At 37.6% G+C, this 17123-nt stretch carries 18 protein-coding genes and 2 pseudogenes; 10 read left to right on the top strand and 10 right to left on the bottom strand.

Going from position 1 to position 17123, the window contains the following annotated elements:
* Positions 1–31: 31 nt before the first annotated feature.
* A complete protein-coding gene (locus tag DN408_RS03980) occupies positions 32–400 on the bottom strand; it encodes a YisL family protein (protein ID WP_002011256.1) in 369 nt (122 codons plus the stop codon).
* Between the two features lie 150 nt (positions 401–550).
* On the opposite strand from DN408_RS03980, the gene rocD reads away from it, so the two are divergent.
* Together rocD and DN408_RS03970 are read left to right on the top strand one after the other, a co-directional pair.
* Positions 551–1741: an ornithine aminotransferase gene (gene rocD, locus DN408_RS03975; RefSeq protein WP_000616665.1), complete on the top strand. Its 1191-nt coding sequence runs from the start codon at positions 551–553 to the stop codon at positions 1739–1741.
* A 105-nt stretch (positions 1742–1846) separates the two neighbouring features.
* Positions 1847–2131: a hypothetical protein gene (locus tag DN408_RS03970; RefSeq protein WP_000925332.1), complete on the top strand. Its 285-nt coding sequence runs from the start codon at positions 1847–1849 to the stop codon at positions 2129–2131.
* Between the two features lie 34 nt (positions 2132–2165).
* Here the strand turns inward: DN408_RS03970 and DN408_RS03965 are convergent, their stop codons facing one another.
* Entirely contained in the window at positions 2166–3068 is a 903-nt protein-coding gene (locus tag DN408_RS03965) for a fumarylacetoacetate hydrolase family protein (protein WP_002125896.1), read from the bottom strand.
* A 243-nt stretch (positions 3069–3311) separates the two neighbouring features.
* On the opposite strand from DN408_RS03965, the gene DN408_RS03960 reads away from it, so the two are divergent.
* From DN408_RS03960 to gerPF, 7 genes are all read left to right on the top strand, one after another.
* The gene (locus DN408_RS03960) at positions 3312–3491 is read left to right on the top strand and encodes an aspartyl-phosphate phosphatase Spo0E family protein (RefSeq protein WP_002087032.1); all 180 of its coding nucleotides are present in this window, start codon (positions 3312–3314) and stop codon (positions 3489–3491) included.
* Between the two features lie 96 nt (positions 3492–3587).
* A complete protein-coding gene (gerPA, locus tag DN408_RS03955; protein WP_001111190.1) occupies positions 3588–3809 on the top strand; it encodes a spore germination protein GerPA in 222 nt (73 codons plus the stop codon).
* Between the two features lie 14 nt (positions 3810–3823).
* On the top strand, positions 3824–4030 hold the full coding sequence (gerPB, locus tag DN408_RS03950) for a spore germination protein GerPB (RefSeq protein WP_001012505.1): 207 nt from the start codon (positions 3824–3826) through the stop codon (positions 4028–4030).
* A 67-nt stretch (positions 4031–4097) separates the two neighbouring features.
* The gene (gene gerPC / locus DN408_RS03945) at positions 4098–4712 is read left to right on the top strand and encodes a spore germination protein GerPC (protein WP_001070757.1); all 615 of its coding nucleotides are present in this window, start codon (positions 4098–4100) and stop codon (positions 4710–4712) included.
* A gap of 6 nt (positions 4713–4718) precedes the next feature.
* The gene (gene gerPD, locus DN408_RS03940) at positions 4719–4913 is read left to right on the top strand and encodes a spore germination protein GerPD (RefSeq protein ID WP_001052805.1); all 195 of its coding nucleotides are present in this window, start codon (positions 4719–4721) and stop codon (positions 4911–4913) included.
* A 14-nt stretch (positions 4914–4927) separates the two neighbouring features.
* The gene (locus DN408_RS03935) at positions 4928–5314 is read left to right on the top strand and encodes a spore germination protein GerPE (RefSeq protein WP_002125894.1); all 387 of its coding nucleotides are present in this window, start codon (positions 4928–4930) and stop codon (positions 5312–5314) included.
* Between the two features lie 42 nt (positions 5315–5356).
* The gene (gerPF, locus tag DN408_RS03930; RefSeq protein WP_001141570.1) at positions 5357–5572 is read left to right on the top strand and encodes a spore germination protein GerPF; all 216 of its coding nucleotides are present in this window, start codon (positions 5357–5359) and stop codon (positions 5570–5572) included.
* Between the two features lie 55 nt (positions 5573–5627).
* On the opposite strand, the pseudogene DN408_RS03925 reads toward gerPF, so the two are convergent.
* The 8 genes and pseudogenes from DN408_RS03925 to DN408_RS03890 all read right to left on the bottom strand — a co-directional run.
* Positions 5628–6335, bottom strand: a pseudogene (locus DN408_RS03925) (DNA alkylation repair protein).
* Positions 6336–6527: 192 nt separating this feature from the next.
* On the bottom strand, positions 6528–6806 hold the full coding sequence (locus DN408_RS03920; RefSeq protein WP_002011271.1) for an RNA polymerase alpha subunit C-terminal domain-containing protein: 279 nt from the start codon (positions 6804–6806) through the stop codon (positions 6528–6530).
* Positions 6807–6829: 23 nt separating this feature from the next.
* A complete protein-coding gene (gene addA, locus DN408_RS03915) occupies positions 6830–10555 on the bottom strand; it encodes a helicase-exonuclease AddAB subunit AddA (RefSeq protein WP_002186439.1) in 3726 nt (1241 codons plus the stop codon).
* Positions 10552–14067 carry a helicase-exonuclease AddAB subunit AddB gene (addB, locus tag DN408_RS03910; RefSeq protein ID WP_002186441.1) on the bottom strand — a complete coding sequence of 1172 codons (3516 nt, stop codon included), beginning with the start codon at positions 14065–14067 and terminating at the stop codon, positions 10552–10554. The genes addA and addB overlap by 4 nt, the downstream gene beginning before the upstream one ends.
* 117 nt (positions 14068–14184) lie before the next feature.
* Positions 14185–14748, bottom strand: a complete 564-nt coding sequence (gene lepB, locus DN408_RS03905; protein WP_002011277.1) for a signal peptidase I — start codon at positions 14746–14748, stop codon at positions 14185–14187.
* A gap of 210 nt (positions 14749–14958) precedes the next feature.
* Complete coding sequence (locus tag DN408_RS03900; RefSeq protein ID WP_002011278.1) at positions 14959–15552, bottom strand: TVP38/TMEM64 family protein; 594 nt, start codon at positions 15550–15552, stop codon at positions 14959–14961.
* A gap of 334 nt (positions 15553–15886) precedes the next feature.
* Positions 15887–16468: a competence protein ComK gene (locus DN408_RS03895; protein ID WP_002011279.1), complete on the bottom strand. Its 582-nt coding sequence runs from the start codon at positions 16466–16468 to the stop codon at positions 15887–15889.
* 49 nt (positions 16469–16517) lie between these two features.
* A pseudogene (locus DN408_RS03890) lies at positions 16518–16598 on the bottom strand (RNA-guided endonuclease TnpB family protein); the annotation flags it as partial.
* Positions 16599–16896: 298 nt separating this feature from the next.
* On the opposite strand from DN408_RS03890, the gene DN408_RS03885 reads away from it, so the two are divergent.
* Positions 16897–17082: a hypothetical protein gene (locus tag DN408_RS03885; protein WP_002011281.1), complete on the top strand. Its 186-nt coding sequence runs from the start codon at positions 16897–16899 to the stop codon at positions 17080–17082.
* The last annotated feature ends 41 nt before the right edge of the window (positions 17083–17123 follow it).

The raw sequence follows: 17123 nt of genomic DNA, 5'->3' as shown, positions 1-17123 counted from the left end.
AAGTATTTGAGATCATAAGGTGGTTTTATTTTTATTTGAATACGTACCAGCCAAGCGGTAATTTTAGTCCTAAGTATAATACCGCTACTAGCGCGACAATAAATAAGCCCCAAACCGCCCCTGTTGGTTTGTTTTTGCTCATTTTCACAAGAACCATTTCCATTCCAGCGATTACTAATATACCAGCTAGCATTTTCATGCCGTACCACATGTGCATGCTACCTGTTGCCGTCTTCACAATACTCATGTACAACATGAAACCTGTCACAATAATGATGATATACATAAGGCGAAGCCCCATATGTACACCTTTACCTTTTCTTCCTGCTGAATAAAGTGAATACGCAACGAAGAATAAAATTAATCCTAACGCCCATGCTGTAATATGCATATGTACCATCGTATCCCTGCCTCCTCTTTTTCACACTTTTTCACTCTATATGATAACATGTTCATATATTTTCAGGAAATGTTTCGCTTTTTTATATTTAAATGCTATAATATTTAGAGTATTTACAAACTTCTTGTAATAACAAAAGGGGGAACAATCATGATTCAAACTAAGGATATTATCGAACTTACAGACACATACGGGGCAAATAACTACCATCCACTTCCAATCGTTATTTCTAAAGCAGAAGGCGTTTGGGTAGAAGATCCTGAAGGAAACCGCTATATGGACTTATTAAGTGCATATTCTGCAGTAAACCAAGGTCATCGTCATCCAAAAATCATTAACGCTTTAATTGACCAAGCTAATCGAGTGACGTTAACTTCTCGTGCTTTCCATAGCGATCAATTAGGTCCTTGGTACGAAAAAGTTGCGAAACTAACAAATAAAAATATGGTACTTCCTATGAATACAGGCGCAGAGGCTGTTGAAACTGCAATTAAAACAGCTCGTCGCTGGGCTTATGATGTGAAAAAGGTAGAAGCAAACCGTGCAGAAATCATCGTTTGTGAAGATAACTTCCACGGACGTACAATGGGTGCTGTTTCTATGTCATCAAACGAAGAGTACAAGCGCGGCTTCGGTCCAATGCTTCCTGGCATTATTGTAATTCCTTATGGTGATTTAGAAGCGTTAAAAGCTGCGATTACACCAAATACAGCTGCATTCATTTTAGAGCCAATCCAAGGTGAAGCAGGAATTAACATTCCACCAGCTGGTTTCTTACAAGAAGCTTTTGAAGTATGTAAAAAAGAAAACGTTTTATTCGTAGCAGATGAAATCCAAACAGGCTTAGGCCGTACGGGTAAAGTATTTGCTTGCGACTGGGACAATGTAACTCCTGACATGTACATACTTGGTAAAGCACTTGGCGGCGGCGTATTCCCAATCTCTTGTGTTGCAGCAAACAGCGACATTTTAGGTGTATTCGAGCCAGGTTCTCACGGTTCTACATTCGGTGGTAACCCACTTGCATGTGCTGTTTCTATTGCAGCTCTTGAAGTATTAGAAGAAGAAAAATTAACAGAGCGTTCTCTTCAATTAGGAGAAAAACTAGTTGGGCAATTAAAAGAAATTGATAACCCAATGATTACTGACATTCGCGGTAAAGGTTTATTCATCGGTATCGAATTAAACGAGCCAGCTCGTCCTTACTGTGAACAACTAAAAGCAGCTGGGCTATTATGTAAAGAAACACACGAAAACGTAATTCGTATTGCACCACCTCTAGTAATCTCTGAAGAAGATTTAGAGTGGGCGTTCCAAAAAATTAAAGCTGTACTATCTTAATCATAGTGAGGTTGTCCTAAATATAGGACAACCTCTTTCTTTTTTTAGTAGTTTATCGTAAAATAAAATTGAATATTCTGTTTTTGTTAAAAAGGGGGTAACTGTATGCTATTGAAATACGGTAAACACATTAACAATTTAGCTACAATTTTTATTTCTATGACATTCATCGGCTTCATATTATCTACAACTTTACTCAGTCATTATTCAACTCCTAATACATTCACACTACTCAAAACATCATTTTGGGCTGCTGTTTTCCTTACAATTATCGGTTTTGGCCGTGAGAGAAGCGCACTTGCAGTTATGCTAATTGGAATTTGTACTTTAGCATTAATCGGATTGTATATTTTCGCCATCATAGATTACTCCGTTAATCCACGCCCATAGAAAAGAGCTATCTTTTCACAAGATAGCTCTTTTTTCATTTCACTATATTTCTTAACGTACCAATTCCCTCTACTGTAATAACAACTTCATCACCAGCATGTAAAAACTTCGGTGGTGTAAAACCTTTACCAACACCAGCTGGTGTCCCTGTTGCAATGATATCTCCTGGCTCTAATGTCATGCCTTTACTTATAGTTGAAATAATTTCTTCTACTGAAAAAATCATTTCTCTCGTATTTGAAGTTTGCCTTACTTCTCCATTTACCACTGTTTCAATGTGTAATGCATTCGGCGTTCTAACCATCGATTTATGAATTAAATACGGTCCCATCGGACAAAATGTATCGAAACTTTTCCCTAGGAAAAATTGTTTATGTTTTCTTTGAATATCCCGAGCAGTTACATCATTTATAACTGTATATCCAAAAACATGATCAAGAGCTTTTTCTATTTTTATTTGTTTCCCTCGCTTACCGATAACGATTGCTAGTTCACCTTCATAATCAAGTTCATTCGTCGCGTGAGGGTGACCATTAATTTGCTCATCAATTCCAATCACTGTTGTTGGCGCCTTTGTAAAAATCATTATATTTTCAGGGATAGACTCTACTCCGCCCATTTCTACCGCATGCTCACGATAGTTCTTTCCAACACAAAGAATATTTTTTCTCGGCCTTGGAATCGGTGCTAATATTTTCACCTCTGCTAACGGATAATACGCCGATCCCGCATTTTCCTTCGCCCAATTTACAATATCGTACACTTTCTCAAGACATTCGCTTCCTCTTTCAATACACTCTAACATGGTAATTGGGATAGTAACCTTTTCCCCTTTTTGTCTTTGCGCTTCTCTTAAATGTAATACCTTTTCTTCCTCTTCATCCACAATACCTACAAATACTTTTTCTTCTTTCTTCGCCGTTACAAAACGCAACATTTCCACTCTCCATCCTAAAACTCATACCCTATAATTGTATTCGCATCCTTAAGAAAAAAACCTTCTTACACACGCTAATTTTTACAATATTCAACCATTCTTACATTTGTTCCTCATCCGTTATTTGACATAAAATGTAGAAATTATACTTTTTTTAGCGAAGATGTTTCTTTTTTATGGGATTTTTGTATAATATGTACTACATATATACATAAAATTTATTGAGAGATGGAGCCGATTTCAATGTTTGAGCAAGCTATCGAAAAAAAACGCGAAAAAATGATCTATTTTGCTGAACGCTACGGAATGACTTCTCAAAAAACAGTAGATTGTAGCCAGGAATTGGACAGGCTCTTAAATGTTGTTTGGCCTATACATACAGATTGCACACATACTCAAATGTTCGAAACACATACGCAATAACGTATGTGTTTCTTTTATTTCGAAAAAATACACATTTTATTGAAAACGCCCATACAATAGTAGAAAAGAAAATTTTAAAAACGAAAGGTGTTTTGTATGCCAGCTATGGTCGGACATATTCGTATCGTTAACATTGGATCAAGTGGTATTTTTCATATTGGAGATGTATTTGCGATTAGGCCTATTAGTTATTCACGCGCTTTTGCCGGAGCCGGTTCATTTAATGTTGGGGATAACGTCTCTGTTTACAATTATCAAAGCTCAACGACCGTCAATGATTCAGATGTAATTGATCAAGCAATAATTGGTTCGAACTAAAGGGGGCGATTGCATTGAATTTTTATGTGAACCAAAGTATCATCATTAACAGCATTAAAATCGATAGCATTACGACCTCTTCCGTTTTTCAAATTGGAACTGCAGGTAGTATTAAGGCTCTTTCTAAATTCTCAAATTCTGGCGGATTTACAGAACCGCTTCGCCCTTTACATGCGAAAGGACAAATTATTTCCATCAAACCATCAACTAGTTCTTCTTAAGGTATCCTTGTCATAAATATATAGCAGGAATATATTTCCCCTCCCTATTGAAAAGGAGGTTTCACAAATGAATCAAGATATATATACTTACCTACACCAACTTCAACAAGCTCTCCAAATACAGCAGCAAACTATTCTAAACCTTGAAGAGCAAGTTCGCCTACTACAAGAAGAGCTTAATGAGTTAAAAAGTCGTCCCTCCTCTTCTATAGGAAAAGTGGAATATAAATTCGATCAATTAAAAGTAGAAAATTTAAACGGCACTTTAAATATTGGCTTGAATCCATTTTCAACAAAAGGGCAACAAATTGAAGATTTTCAAGTGGATACAGAAACATTAAAAGTAAATCCTGAAACAGAAACAAATCCAGACTTTTATCAAGGTATCCTCCAAGAAATGCATCGCTATTTAGATGAAGAAGCATATAGTCGAATTCTCCATTTTGAACAAGAAGAGAGAACGCCGCTTGATGAGATGTATCGACAAATGATGGTGGATGACATAAAAAAACAGATGGAACATAGACTTCCATATTATTTATCACAAGTTCAATCGTATGAGGGTATTTCCACAGATCCCGATTATTTACGAGACATCATTATTCAAGCGATGAAACAAGATATTGACAAGGCGTTCCTTTCCTTTATTCAACACATACCGGGCAATTTCCGAAAGGAGTGAGTATGCATGAATTTAAATGTTGTAAACCGCGAGTTAAAAGTAGGCCAGATTAAAATGAACGGGGTTTCTTCTTCCGCATTATTTTTAATTGGAGATGCAAACCTTCTCATCCTTTCTTCTATTCTTGATACGCCATTCGAATCTGTTACAGAGGGACCATTTGTACCATTAGTAACAGATGTCCCTCCGACTCCAGGTTGAGGAGAGGAAAAATTATGCTCCGTCATACTTCAATTGTACAAAATGTTTCTATCGTTTCTATGGGGGTTGCAGCTGTCTTCCAGGCCGGGGATTCTAATCAAATAGAATTAAAAAATAGAGCACTTATCGTTCATCGAGAAATCCCTTGTTATATAAAAGGTGAAGGTCGTTTTGATGCGTTTGAAATCTTTACAGATGAGTACATTACAATTCCAAAGCGAACGACAGATGTAAAACTAAATATTGTAAATGAGTGCCCTTTTATTGAAGTAAATGATGTTCACTTGCGAACCCTTTTAAATTCCGCGTGCTTCCAAATCGGCAATGTTGACTATGTTTTTAATAATTCTCGCACGCTACAAATCCGCCAATTTATTACTGATGAACCTTCCTCTAAATAATTCATATAGTAATTAAAAAGCTTAGTAAAGTAGGTGGATGGTATGCCTTCGGTTGTAGGAAATCTTGTCGTTCAAAACAGTAACGGCTCTTTCAACTTAGGAGATTTTTATAACGTGTCTCCGAAAGAAAATACGAAAGCTTATAACGGCTCTGGGGCTTCCAATGTCGGATTTGTCGTCAACACTTTTAGCGGCGTTAGCGCAACAAATACATTTGATTCGGACGTTGCAGACCAAGATCAAATTGGAACAGCGTAAAAAAGAAACAGCTTTAGCTCTATTTTGTGTAGAGCTAGGGCTGTTTCTTTTAATTTTAACATCTTACATATTTACGTTTGAATCCGAGTCTTCCTCTATCAAGTTCTTTATGAATACTTTCGTAAGCATTTAGAAAACTACTTTTCTTGTTATCCCGTTTTAGTTCTACTATGCCTACTTCCTTTGCGGTTTCAACTGCCTTTTCATGTAGCGGCACATATGAAATCCCCACAGTGTTTAGAAAATTATTCATAGCGGATTTCGTACGTTCTGGCGCATCATAAATTGTATTTTTTACAACTTCTAGCATATTGGCAATCTTACTTTCGGAAAATTCATGGTCTTTTCGATTCCCTAAAAGCCAGCAGTAGCAACTCCATCCCGCTGACATTCTTAGTTCGTCACCACTTGCAATTCATTTATCAGCAACGTCTTGTGCAAAATCTGACTCTGATAAAGTTACTGCTACCACATAATCGGACAGCATATAAAAGTACGCCCCATCCATCCAACGATCAAAATCCGATTCGTTCATAGTTTTTGGATCTGCAATAATGCCTGCAAAGTACATCGCATCATAGTTACCTGTAGCATAAAGCTCTTCAGCTAAACTTTGATTGATTTTTATTTTCTTCGCGATTGGTTTCATAGCACCTGTAGCTACGCCAAAAAGTGGCTCCTTTGCACCATTGGATATGTATATTTTTTTAGTTCGTTCCTTGCCGAGAGTTTCAAGCTCTTGCATTACTGTTTCAAAATCCATCGTGTTGCACTTCCTTCCTTAATATTATAATCAATCCGCTTATATTCTTGATCCATCTTTTAAATCGTTTTGTCCATCGATTTACGATTTTCAAAATGGGATTTCGTTATACGCGTTTATCTAGCTAATTAATACCGATTATAAAAACTAATCATTAATGAAGATGCTACTCCCCGCTAATGATTAGTTTTTTTATTTAAATGATAATCCCTTATCTTCTAAAGCCGCTCTCAATTTAGGTAAAGATGCTGGTCCTATACCGTGCAGTTTCAAAATTTCTTTTTCACTATACTTTGAAAGTTCTGCTTCAGTCGTTATTCCATGGTGCTCTAACGCTCGCCTTGCTGGTGCTGAAAGAAGAGAAAGAAAGCCTTCTTTTGGCTTTCTCTCTTTCTCACAGGTTGGGCAAGTTGGACAATCGCTACTTTTGTAGTACTCGTGTCCTTGATCACAAGTTCTTAACGTCGCCATAATCCATAACCCCTTTCTAAGCTCTATTCGTCAATATTTACAACATGATTTCCATCAAAGAAATATAAAGATTTCTCTTTCACAGGATGTTTTAAGCTTTTCTCGAGTGCTTTTGCATATAGTGAAAGCTGTACTTTGTATCGGTCTTCTAAAATTGGTTTCGCTTGATCAAATCCGCCTAGGAACTTTCCTTCAATCGTATCTGTTTTAAAGTCGATTAAAGTAATTCCGTCTTCCTCTTCGATCATGCAGTCGATAACCCCTTGGACAAGTATTGATTCGCCTTTCTTCCCTTGCCAATCTTGATACGCTTCTTCTGCTGAAAGCATCATCGTAAATGGTACTTCGCGCTCAACACTTTTTGCTGCTAATACCCTTTTACCTAAGTCACTGTCAAAGAATGAAATTACCTTTTCAATCGCTATTTCTTCAGCTTGTTCAAATGTTAATAGTTCTTTATTTACCATTCTTGCAATTTGTTCTTGAAGAACTTCAATCGTAATTGGTTTCTTCAAATCTACATGCTGCATAACGGCATGGACTGCTGTCCCTCGCTCTGCGTATGTTAGCCCTTTTTTCTCCATAAAGCGCGGACGTGTTTTAATTGGTGCACGAAGTTTTTTAATAAAGGCGTTATCGCTACCTTCTTCAGATTGATAATTTCTCTTTATTTCTGTAACAGACTGTTTCGCACGGTGAGATGTCGCTTCCGCATACCCGTATTCCCACATCAATCTGTCGTACACTTCTTCTTTCCGTTCACTTTCTAACGGAACAGCTTTTTTATCGCGAAGCGCTTCTAATAACTCTTGTTTCTCTTCTTGAACTGGTTCTGGTGCAAGTAAATCTTTCCCTTCAACAACTTCTACTTTCCAGCTAGCACTATATTCATAAATTTCGCCTGGAATATTTCCTTGTCCTAATTCAAGAAGCATTTCACTATCACGGTGTCTATATAAGGCAGGTGCAATCCAGTCTAAGTAGCAAGACGCTCCGGCACGAATATGGTCTGGTAATAACCATTCACTATGCTCTCTTGCATCGAGCCATTTTTCCATTTCTTTATTGGCATCTTTAACTGTTCCAATTAAAATTAACTTCTCTTTTGCACGTGTTAACGCTACGTATAGTACGCGCATTTCTTCCGCAATTAATTCCATCTTCATTTTACGCTTAATCGCTAGTTGCGATAATGTCGTATATTTAATTCGTTTACGAGGATCGATAAATTGTGAACCGAAACCGAAATCTTTATGAAGTAAGAAACGCTTCATTAAATCTTGTGTATTAAAACGGCGACCAAGTCCAGCTACAAATACGACTGGGAACTCTAGCCCTTTACTTTTATGAATCGTCATAATGCGAACAACATCTTCTTGTTCTCCGAGGGCTCTCGCCGTTCCCATATCATCTCCGCGTTCTAAAATACGCTCAATAAAGCGCAAGAAGCGGAATAATCCTCTAAACGATGTTGCTTCATATTGTCTTGCACGGTCATATAGTACGCGTAAGTTTGCCTGCCTTTGCTTTCCGGCTGGTAAACCGCCGACAAAGTCGTAATAGCCTGTCTCACCGTACACTTTCCAAATTAAATCAGAAAGAGATTGTTGACGCGCAAATTCACGCCACCCTTGCAGTAAGTTATAAAACCACTCTAATTTATCATGCAGTTCTTGTTCTTCTTCAAGCGGCGCTCCCTTTAAGAATGAGCTCATCACTTCATAAAACGAGCCTTTCTTTCCATGAGCACGAAGCGTCGCAAGTTCTTCGTCATTTAGTCCAACGATCGGTGAACGAAGTACAGCTGCAAGCGGAATATCTTGCATCGGGTTATCAATGACGCGGAATACGTTCATCATAATATTTACTTCTGTCGCTTCAAAGTAACCAGTCGCAAGGTCAGCATATACCGGAATTCCTTGTAGTTTTAATTCTTCCATAATTTGCGGCGCCCATGGCATCGAGCGAAGTAAAATAACGAAATCACGATATTGCACTGGGCGCATACTATCAGTTTTACGATCATACACTTCATAGCCTGAATCGACCATTGCTTTAATACGCTGCGCCATAAGACGAGCTTCAAGCTGCGCTTTTTCTACTTCGGCACCTTCTTCACCGTCTTGCACTTCTTCCTCAGTTTGCTGAATACATAATAGCTCTGCCGCTACATCTTCACCTTCTGGATAGCTAGCACCTAGCTTTAATTCAGCGTCAGCATCATAATCGATTTCGCCGACTTCTTCGCCCATAATTTGTTTGAAAATAAAGTTCGTACCTGCTAGCACTTCATGACGGCTACGGAAGTTTTTCGCTAAGTCAATCTTCATTCCGCCGCCCGATCCTTCTTGTGTGAAACGTTTATATTTTCCTAAGAATAAACCAGGCTCTGCTAGTCGGAAACGATAGATTGACTGTTTTACGTCACCAACCATGAACAAGTTTCCTTCACTCTCAGAATCTTTCGTTACGAATTTAATAATTGATTCCTGTACGAAGTTCGTATCTTGATATTCATCAACTAGTACTTCAGCAAATTTATTACGATATTGAAGTGCTACTGCTGACGGCTTCATTTCACCGCCTTCACTTTGCTCGCTTAAAATTTGCAAACAGAAATGCTCTAAATCTGTGAAATCGACCATTCCTTTATCTCGCTTAATCGCTTGGAAACGCTCTGTAAATACTTTTACAAGCTTCACGAGTTTTTCTAATACAGGATGCATATCTTGAAAATCTCGTAAGAAACTTTCGGGTCTGCGGCTAAATAGCTCTTCTTGTAATTTCTTCACTTCATCTTTCGCTTTATTACGAAGAGAATCTACTTGTTTTACAACATCTTCGTTGTAATCACTTTTTTTAATACGCTTTAACGTTTGCCACGATACATTTTGCATCGCTTCATAAACGCTTGTCCACGATCCACGAGCTGCTGAGGATAACGTTCCAAGTAAAGCTAAATCCGCTTGTAAAGTTTCAACGCGAGGCGCTGGACCATCAGGAAGCATTGCGAGTTCAGTCGCCTTACGAATATGCTTTTCCGCTGTTTCAAGCTGAAACTTCACATCTTCTAATAAGTAAGAAGCGTACACTAAATCTTCAATCGTCTTTCCTTCAACGTCGTATGCTTCTACTAATTTATCAAGCCACTTCTCCGGGTTTGGATGCGCTCTTGATTCTGTATGAAGCGCTAAAATCATTCGTTGTAAGTCATCGTCACTACGGTCACTCGTATAACGATCAACTAGTTCAAAGAAAATACTATTATCTTCGATTCCATATTCTTCTTCTAATATGTCATCTAGCACTTCTTCTTTTAATAACTCATTTTCTGTTTGGTTCGCAATACGAAAACGAGGATCGACATCAAGCATGTAATAATATCCTCTAATAACTTGTAAACAAAATGAATGAATTGTAGAAATGGAAGCTTTATTTAATAAGCTAAGCTGCTTTCTTATATGCTGTGAACCTGGCCCATCAATTAATACTTTTTCTAACGCTTCCCCAATTCGATTTTTCATTTCTTGCGCTGCTGCATTCGTAAATGTTACAACGAGCAGGCGGTCGACATCGACTGGATTTTCCTCACTTATAATCTTTTTAATAATACGTTCAACTAATACCGCTGTTTTCCCTGATCCAGCTGCCGCTGCGACTAAAATATCACGTCCGTTCGCTACAACCGCTTTCCACTGGTCATCTGTCCATTGACTACCTTCTGGTTTCTGAGGCCAATTTTCTATCATTCTCCGCCAACCTCCTCTCTAATTTTCTCCATCGCTTCGCTATCTTTCATATCTTTTAACGTACGGAATTGGTTATCTTCAAGTGATTCATCAAATTGACAAACAGATTTGAAGTTACAGAACGTACATGCCGCTTTATTCCCCTTTTTGTAAGGAGCAATATCGATAACACCTTCTGTAATGTCTTTTCCGATATTTTCAAACGAGTGGTGTACATATTTTTGAAGTACGTTAAACTCTTGTTCACTTGCAATGCTAGAACGCGCACTAAAACTACCATCTTTTTTCAGACCAGCAGAAATAATATCAGAGCTTCCTGTTGAAAGTTTATTATCCATTAAACGCACAACGTCAGCATCTCCTAGTACGAGACCTTTCATTTTAAATTTCTTTAAAATTTCTTTCTCAATTTCTTCTTCAGATGCATCGCCTTTCATCTCAACAATCGGGTTATGAATATGGAAATACAATACACCCGCCGGTGATGCAGTACTGCCCTTTTTCATCCACGTATGTGCATTTGAAGTAACAACATCTAAATACGTTAACATTTGAAGTGCGAGTCCGTAATACACTTCTGTTAAATCTAACGCTTTCGAACTTGATTTATAATCAATAATACGAAGGAACGTACCACTCTCATCTTCCGCCTTATCAACACGGTCAATACGGCCAACTACTTCCATCTTCACACCATTTGGCAACGCAAATTCCATTGGCGGAAGAGATCCAGTCCCGCCCATACCGAACGGTACTTCTAAATCAACTGGTACAAATCCACTCGACTTCGCATGTTCACGAAGAATAAGTGACGTACGGAAAATGATTTGTTGTAGTTTTTGCTTTAAATAGAAATGACGGTTCGAACTTAATAAAATTTGTCTTTGTAATAACGGTGCAATTTCTTCTATTACTAAAGCAGAAAGGTGTTCACACTCTTTTATTGATAAATCCGCCCAAGTCCGATTTTCACGTAATAGCTTGTCTGCAATTCTCTTCAGCGCTGCATGGAATAGTTCACCGATATCTGGCGCATCAAGTTTGAAAATATCACGCTCTCTTAGTGATAAACCGTGCTGAGCAAAATGAGCGTACGCACAGCGATTAAATAGTTCCATACGAGAAACGCTTCCCTTAATTGTATCTCCATATAAATCCCTACTTACATCTGTACTTAGTTTCTGTGCACGATTTCGGTAGAATAAACTTGATAACACACGGCTACTTTTTTGCTTCCATTCATCTGAAGTAACGTAGAAGTTATATACGTCCCACCAAAAGTCTAAATTCCCTTCAAATCCGTATCGCTTCCACGTTTGCAGTTGCTGCATGACATAAGACAAAGTTACTTCTGGCGTTGCTACGTATGAAATTTGTTCCGAACGCGATAAGTCATTTACATCATTCGTAATAAACGATTCTTTCACATCAGGGAACATTCTTTTTATTTTCTTAATAAAGCTAGACGCAAGTAACGTCTTTCCTTCTTCATCCGCAAGCGGACAAGAAATGTATAACTTCTCAGATGCTCTCGTCACCATTTGATACATAACGAACTGTTCTTCTAATAAAGTTTGTCTCGTCGTTGGTGCTAATTCGATACCTGCAGCGGTGAGAACATTTCTTTCCTCATCAGAAAGCATACCTTCATCCATAGGCGCTGCTGGAATCACACCTTCGTTTACTCCAATAATGAACGTCGCTTTAATATCTGATAATCTAGAATGATCAATATTAGCAACTAACACTTGATCTAGTGACGGCGGAATGTTCGCAAATTGAAGTGCCTCAAGACCTGTCGACATAACCTCCGTAAACATTGAAAGGGACATCTTCTCTTCGCCAAGCATCTCAACGAACGTATCAAGAAGATTCATCACTTCTTCCCATACTTGCTCATGGTCTGTCGCAAATAAGAAATCTCCATTTTCTTCTGCACGAACACGTAATTCTTCTAGTTTTTTCGGAACGTCAAGCTCCTCTAAAAATAAATATACCGCTTCGCACATTTGCATAACTGTTCCAGCACGCTTCAGTCTTTTTTGCATACGAATAACTGGCGTTCTTACAACGTCGCGAAGTCGATTTATTTTCTCTTCCATTTCACGCTCACTGTCTGTTATCATTTCGCTCGCATCATCAAGAGAACGATAACGACGATACATCCACGGATCTTCAGAAGTCCATCTCTTCCCTTGTACACCGTACGCTAAACAGTAGTTTTCAAACTCATCCATCTCTTCGCGCATCGCTTCTTTTCTTACATCTAATGGATATAAAAGCTCTGTTTTCACGCAGCGGAATACTGCATCATAACGCCAATTCCCGCTAATAATCTCGAGTGCAGAACGAATACATTCTACTAGCGGATGATGTGACATTGGGCGTTTTTCATCGATGAAATGCGGGATATTATAATCCGTAAATAACGTTCGCATTACGTCGTAATAACTTTCTCCGTTACGAAGAAGGACTGCGATATCTCGGTAACGATAGTCTTCATCCGCCACAAGTCTTCTAATTTCACGAGCTACACCTTCTACTTCAGCTCGTAAATTAGCTGCTGTACTAATTGTTACACTCGCTTCACCATGATACTTTTCATTCGGACGCGCTTCATAATACGTTTCTAAATGAGCTAATGCTGGAGAATGAAAACGCGGTTGTTCCATAAGTGGAATTGTTTTTTCAATTTCTATTTTCTCTTCACGCGCTACTTGTTTTATTTTTTCATACGTTAACGTCGTTTCATAAAATAAATCTAGTTCATTCACTGGCTGCGCTAACGTTTTTTCATCTATCGTTAATGTTATTGTTACTCTTGTTCCTAATCTCATTAGCCCTCTAACGATTTCTAGCTCTTGAGGAGAAAATGAATGGAATCCATCTATATAAATTTCCGCGCCTTTTACATACTCAGAGTCTGAAAGCTTCTCAATTAATAATTGTAAGTAGTCTTCTGAATCTAAATACTTTCCGATTAAAGCACGTTCAAAATCATCATATAATAACTGTAAATCATACACTTTATTCGCTAGTAGCTTTTGCTCTGCACTACTGCTATGCGTGTCTAATTGTTGCCACATTTCATATACGTTAGACGGCGTCACATTGTAACGTTTAAACTCAGCAATCATACTACCAAGATGTTCAAAGAAACCGTTTTGCTCCGCTGCTTTTTGAAACACAGATAGTCCATCTTTACGAGATTCTACAATTTTACGAAGCAACATATGTACACCAGCTTCATCAATATGAAGACGACTCGCTCCACCAACTTCTTGCAGCACCTTCCACGCTAATCGCGAAAAACTAAAAACTTGTGCCCGAATAGAACCTCTTACATCTTCGCTCCCAATTAACGCCTGCTGCGTTTGGAATGTCATCTGTTCTGGCACAAGATATAATATTGTTTTCCCTCTTGGGCGCTGTTTTAACTCTTCTTGCACTTCGTGTAAACAAAGTGTACTTTTTCCACTTCCAGCTCTACCAATCACAAATCGAAGTGACATGAAACCCCACCTTTCACTTACATAACGAACGTTAGTTTGCTACCACAATTGTATTATAGGACGATAAAAAAGACAAACATACTCGTTTGTCTTTTCCTTATACTTCATTTTATTATATCAGCCTTTTGAGAAATTCGTTTGTACCTCTTGAATCGGCCAATATCGTAAATCAACTTTACCGACAACTGTATCAGCTTTCACAAAGCCGAAGTGCCTACTATCCCAGCTACCAAGGCGGTTGTCACCAACTACAAAAATAGAACCGGGTGGTACAAACTTTTCTTTCGTTAACTCTTCTAGTTTAAAATCGCCTGTTAATTGCCGTCCATTTGTCTCTTTCTTATACGTCTCTAAATAAGGTTCATCCACGAATTGTCCGTTTATATATAATTTATCATGCTTATATTCGATATGATCCCCAGGTAAACCGATAATTCGCTTTACATAGTCCTCTTTTTTATTCGCATGAAAAACGACGACATCAAATCGATTCAAGTCCCCTACTTGATAACTCACCTTATTCACAACGAGCATATTTCCATCTTGCAATGTCGGCATCATTGACTTCCCCTCTACAACGTACGTTGAAAAGAAAAACGTTCGAAAAAATACAGCTAATAGTACACCAATTAAAATTGTTCTTACCCACTCTAGCCCTTCTTTTTTCAAAGTTTTCTTCATTCGCTTCTCCCCTCGCCCTTTAATGATGAAGCTTGCATTTATAAAGTGAAACTTAATCGGTGGGGGTTTTGTTCATCCCCCACCGATTATTAGCCCGCACCAATCGGGCATTTACGGGCAGTTTGATCTCCCACCTAACTTCTTTGCTTCAGTCGAATTTTTTGGTGGGAGTTTTACTGCCCTCAAATAGCGGGACAAAGAAGACTTTTCCTAATGTAGTTCTAACTTTACTTCAATTTTTTTACCGACATACCATAAAATAAAAATAACAACGCCCACAATAACCGATTTCACCGGCTTATGAATAAATGACACTAAATCATGACCGATATACGTTAAAATAAAGATCATAACAAGCTTTCCAAATGCTAATGCTAGTCCAAACTGTTTTACGCTAATGCGAGATAAACCAGCTACAACGTTTATAAGCGCAGATGGTGTGAACGGAAAACAAAATATAACAAAGATTGGCGCGAACCCTTTTCTTTCAATCCATCCCATCGCTTTTCGCACTCTCTCATGCTTATTTACAAAAGAAAAGAAACGACTTCTTCCAAAGCTACGAATAATGAAAAATACAAGCATTGCACCAATTACTGACCCAATCCATGAATAAAGAAAACCGAACCAAAAACCAAATGCAACAGCATTCGCCAACACAAACACAATGAGTGGCAATGCCGGAATAAGCGCCTCTATCATCGGTAAGCCAATACCGAGAAGCGGTCCGAACGCACGATAACTTTCAACAATATGATCCATATTTTCTGGTGAAAAATACTCTTTGATCGTTTGAAAATCCATTCTACACTTTACCCCTTTACTCTAATTACTACCTCTACTGTATCATTGCTTAAATGAAAGAGGAAATGGTAGATACGACATATGGAGATGTATTTATTAAAGTTTCCATATCATTCGCTAGAATTCCTTCATTATTATGCTATGATAATCTTTCAATATTCGACAAGGTTTGTTGTACGTTTGGTTGTTTGAGGAACAATATTTTTTGATGATTTTTTCGGTAAATGAAATTACACCGGTGATTTTCTGAATACATCGACCACAATTTGATTTTTATCGACTTTCCGACAAAAACAGACAAATAAAAAGGATGAGTCTCCCCATCCTTTCCCTCTCACACTTCGCCTTCCTTCACAAAATACACTTTCTCATATGCTGGTGTTAATTTAGATTCTTCATTTTTATCAATCTCTTTAAAGCAAGGATTTCCTTGTTTTTTCTTACGATCTTCATACTCTGTCCGTAATTTCGCTGTACGATTTTGCTGATTTTCAAAGCTACTTTTTGACATTTCTAGTTTCACAGCGAAACCATTTATAAATCTAATAATAAGATTTCCATCTTTTAATTCTTTATTATCTTCAATATGAAAATGAGATAACCACGCACACTCTTTTCGAGAATAAGAATACGTAGGGAAAAAATAAAGTTGATCTGTCGGGCTAATTGCGATAGGAGCTTTATGTGTAATACGCGTTAACTCCTTCGTTCCTTCTTTTCTTCCAAAGAAACTAGAACCATGCTTCCGGCAACTTCTCTCTATAATATCAAGAGGCTTTTGAAATACGAAAAAAGAATCTTCCATTTCTACAATTCGCGTAACAACTTTCTTTTCTCCTAGAACAACAGGAAGTAAGGCCATTGTATTTTTGCTTACAACATAGTTTTCGACATAACGTTCTACTTTACTTTCCATAGTCTACTGTCTGCTACTACAAATATAGGAAAATGTATATCCTTAGAGTATGTAGTTTTTGCACGCTAAGAATACTTTTATCTATACTCGCTCTTTTGTTAGTAACAGATTTTTCACCTCTCTTTTTTAATTTTCGATTGCTATTTAATTTCCCTTCTTCATTTCCCTTTTATAGTAGCACCTACGAAAAGGAAATGGTTTACATTCCACGATTCTTTACAAATACTTATAATAAATCAAATATAATATAAATTTGTTAATAATGATATATGAATATTAAAGGAATAATCTGTATAAAAAAAGGATTCTATATACGAAAAAAGAATTTATATCATTTGTAATATGTTTAACACATTCCCCTTTTCATATAATTACAGCAATTAATTTTGCTATAATTAAAATATAAATCAAATATACGGAGGTCTCTCATGGAAGAAAAGCAAGATCATCCAACAATTCAAATGAAAAATAGTAGCATTGTTATCGTAAAAAATTCAGCGAGTATTATATTCGGTTTATTTTTTATTTTACTGTTCTTCGCGAAGCCTTTTCGTAAATCTAAATGTCCAGAATGCAAGAAACGTGAAAAGAAAAAAGCTGTGAAAGAACACTAAAAGGCCTTCCTTTACGGAAAGCCCTTTTACATACTGATTGC

The organism is Bacillus sp. AR13-1, from assembly GCF_008042285.1.
GTDB classification, from domain to species: Bacteria; Bacillota; Bacilli; order Bacillales; family Bacillaceae_G; genus Bacillus_A; species Bacillus_A mycoides.
This window is presented reverse-complemented; position numbering and strand designations above follow the sequence as displayed.

Coding starts and splice junctions, on each gene's coding strand:
- DN408_RS03980 (WP_002011256.1), bottom strand. CDS start 400: ATGGTACATATGCATATTACAGCATGGGCGTTAGGATTAATTTTATTC.
- rocD (WP_000616665.1), top strand. CDS start 551: ATGATTCAAACTAAGGATATTATCGAACTTACAGACACATACGGGGCA.
- DN408_RS03970 (WP_000925332.1), top strand. CDS start 1,847: ATGCTATTGAAATACGGTAAACACATTAACAATTTAGCTACAATTTTT.
- DN408_RS03965 (WP_002125896.1), bottom strand. CDS start 3,068: ATGTTGCGTTTTGTAACGGCGAAGAAAGAAGAAAAAGTATTTGTAGGT.
- DN408_RS03960 (WP_002087032.1), top strand. CDS start 3,312: ATGTTTGAGCAAGCTATCGAAAAAAAACGCGAAAAAATGATCTATTTT.
- gerPA (WP_001111190.1), top strand. CDS start 3,588: ATGCCAGCTATGGTCGGACATATTCGTATCGTTAACATTGGATCAAGT.
- gerPC (WP_001070757.1), top strand. CDS start 4,098: ATGAATCAAGATATATATACTTACCTACACCAACTTCAACAAGCTCTC.
- gerPD (WP_001052805.1), top strand. CDS start 4,719: ATGAATTTAAATGTTGTAAACCGCGAGTTAAAAGTAGGCCAGATTAAA.
- DN408_RS03935 (WP_002125894.1), top strand. CDS start 4,928: ATGCTCCGTCATACTTCAATTGTACAAAATGTTTCTATCGTTTCTATG.
- gerPF (WP_001141570.1), top strand. CDS start 5,357: ATGCCTTCGGTTGTAGGAAATCTTGTCGTTCAAAACAGTAACGGCTCT.
- DN408_RS03920 (WP_002011271.1), bottom strand. CDS start 6,806: ATGGCGACGTTAAGAACTTGTGATCAAGGACACGAGTACTACAAAAGT.
- addA (WP_002186439.1), bottom strand. CDS start 10,555: ATGATAGAAAATTGGCCTCAGAAACCAGAAGGTAGTCAATGGACAGAT.
- addB (WP_002186441.1), bottom strand. CDS start 14,067: ATGTCACTTCGATTTGTGATTGGTAGAGCTGGAAGTGGAAAAAGTACA.
- lepB (WP_002011277.1), bottom strand. CDS start 14,748: ATGAAGAAAACTTTGAAAAAAGAAGGGCTAGAGTGGGTAAGAACAATT.
- DN408_RS03900 (WP_002011278.1), bottom strand. CDS start 15,552: ATGGATTTTCAAACGATCAAAGAGTATTTTTCACCAGAAAATATGGAT.
- DN408_RS03895 (WP_002011279.1), bottom strand. CDS start 16,468: ATGGAAAGTAAAGTAGAACGTTATGTCGAAAACTATGTTGTAAGCAAA.
- DN408_RS03885 (WP_002011281.1), top strand. CDS start 16,897: ATGGAAGAAAAGCAAGATCATCCAACAATTCAAATGAAAAATAGTAGC.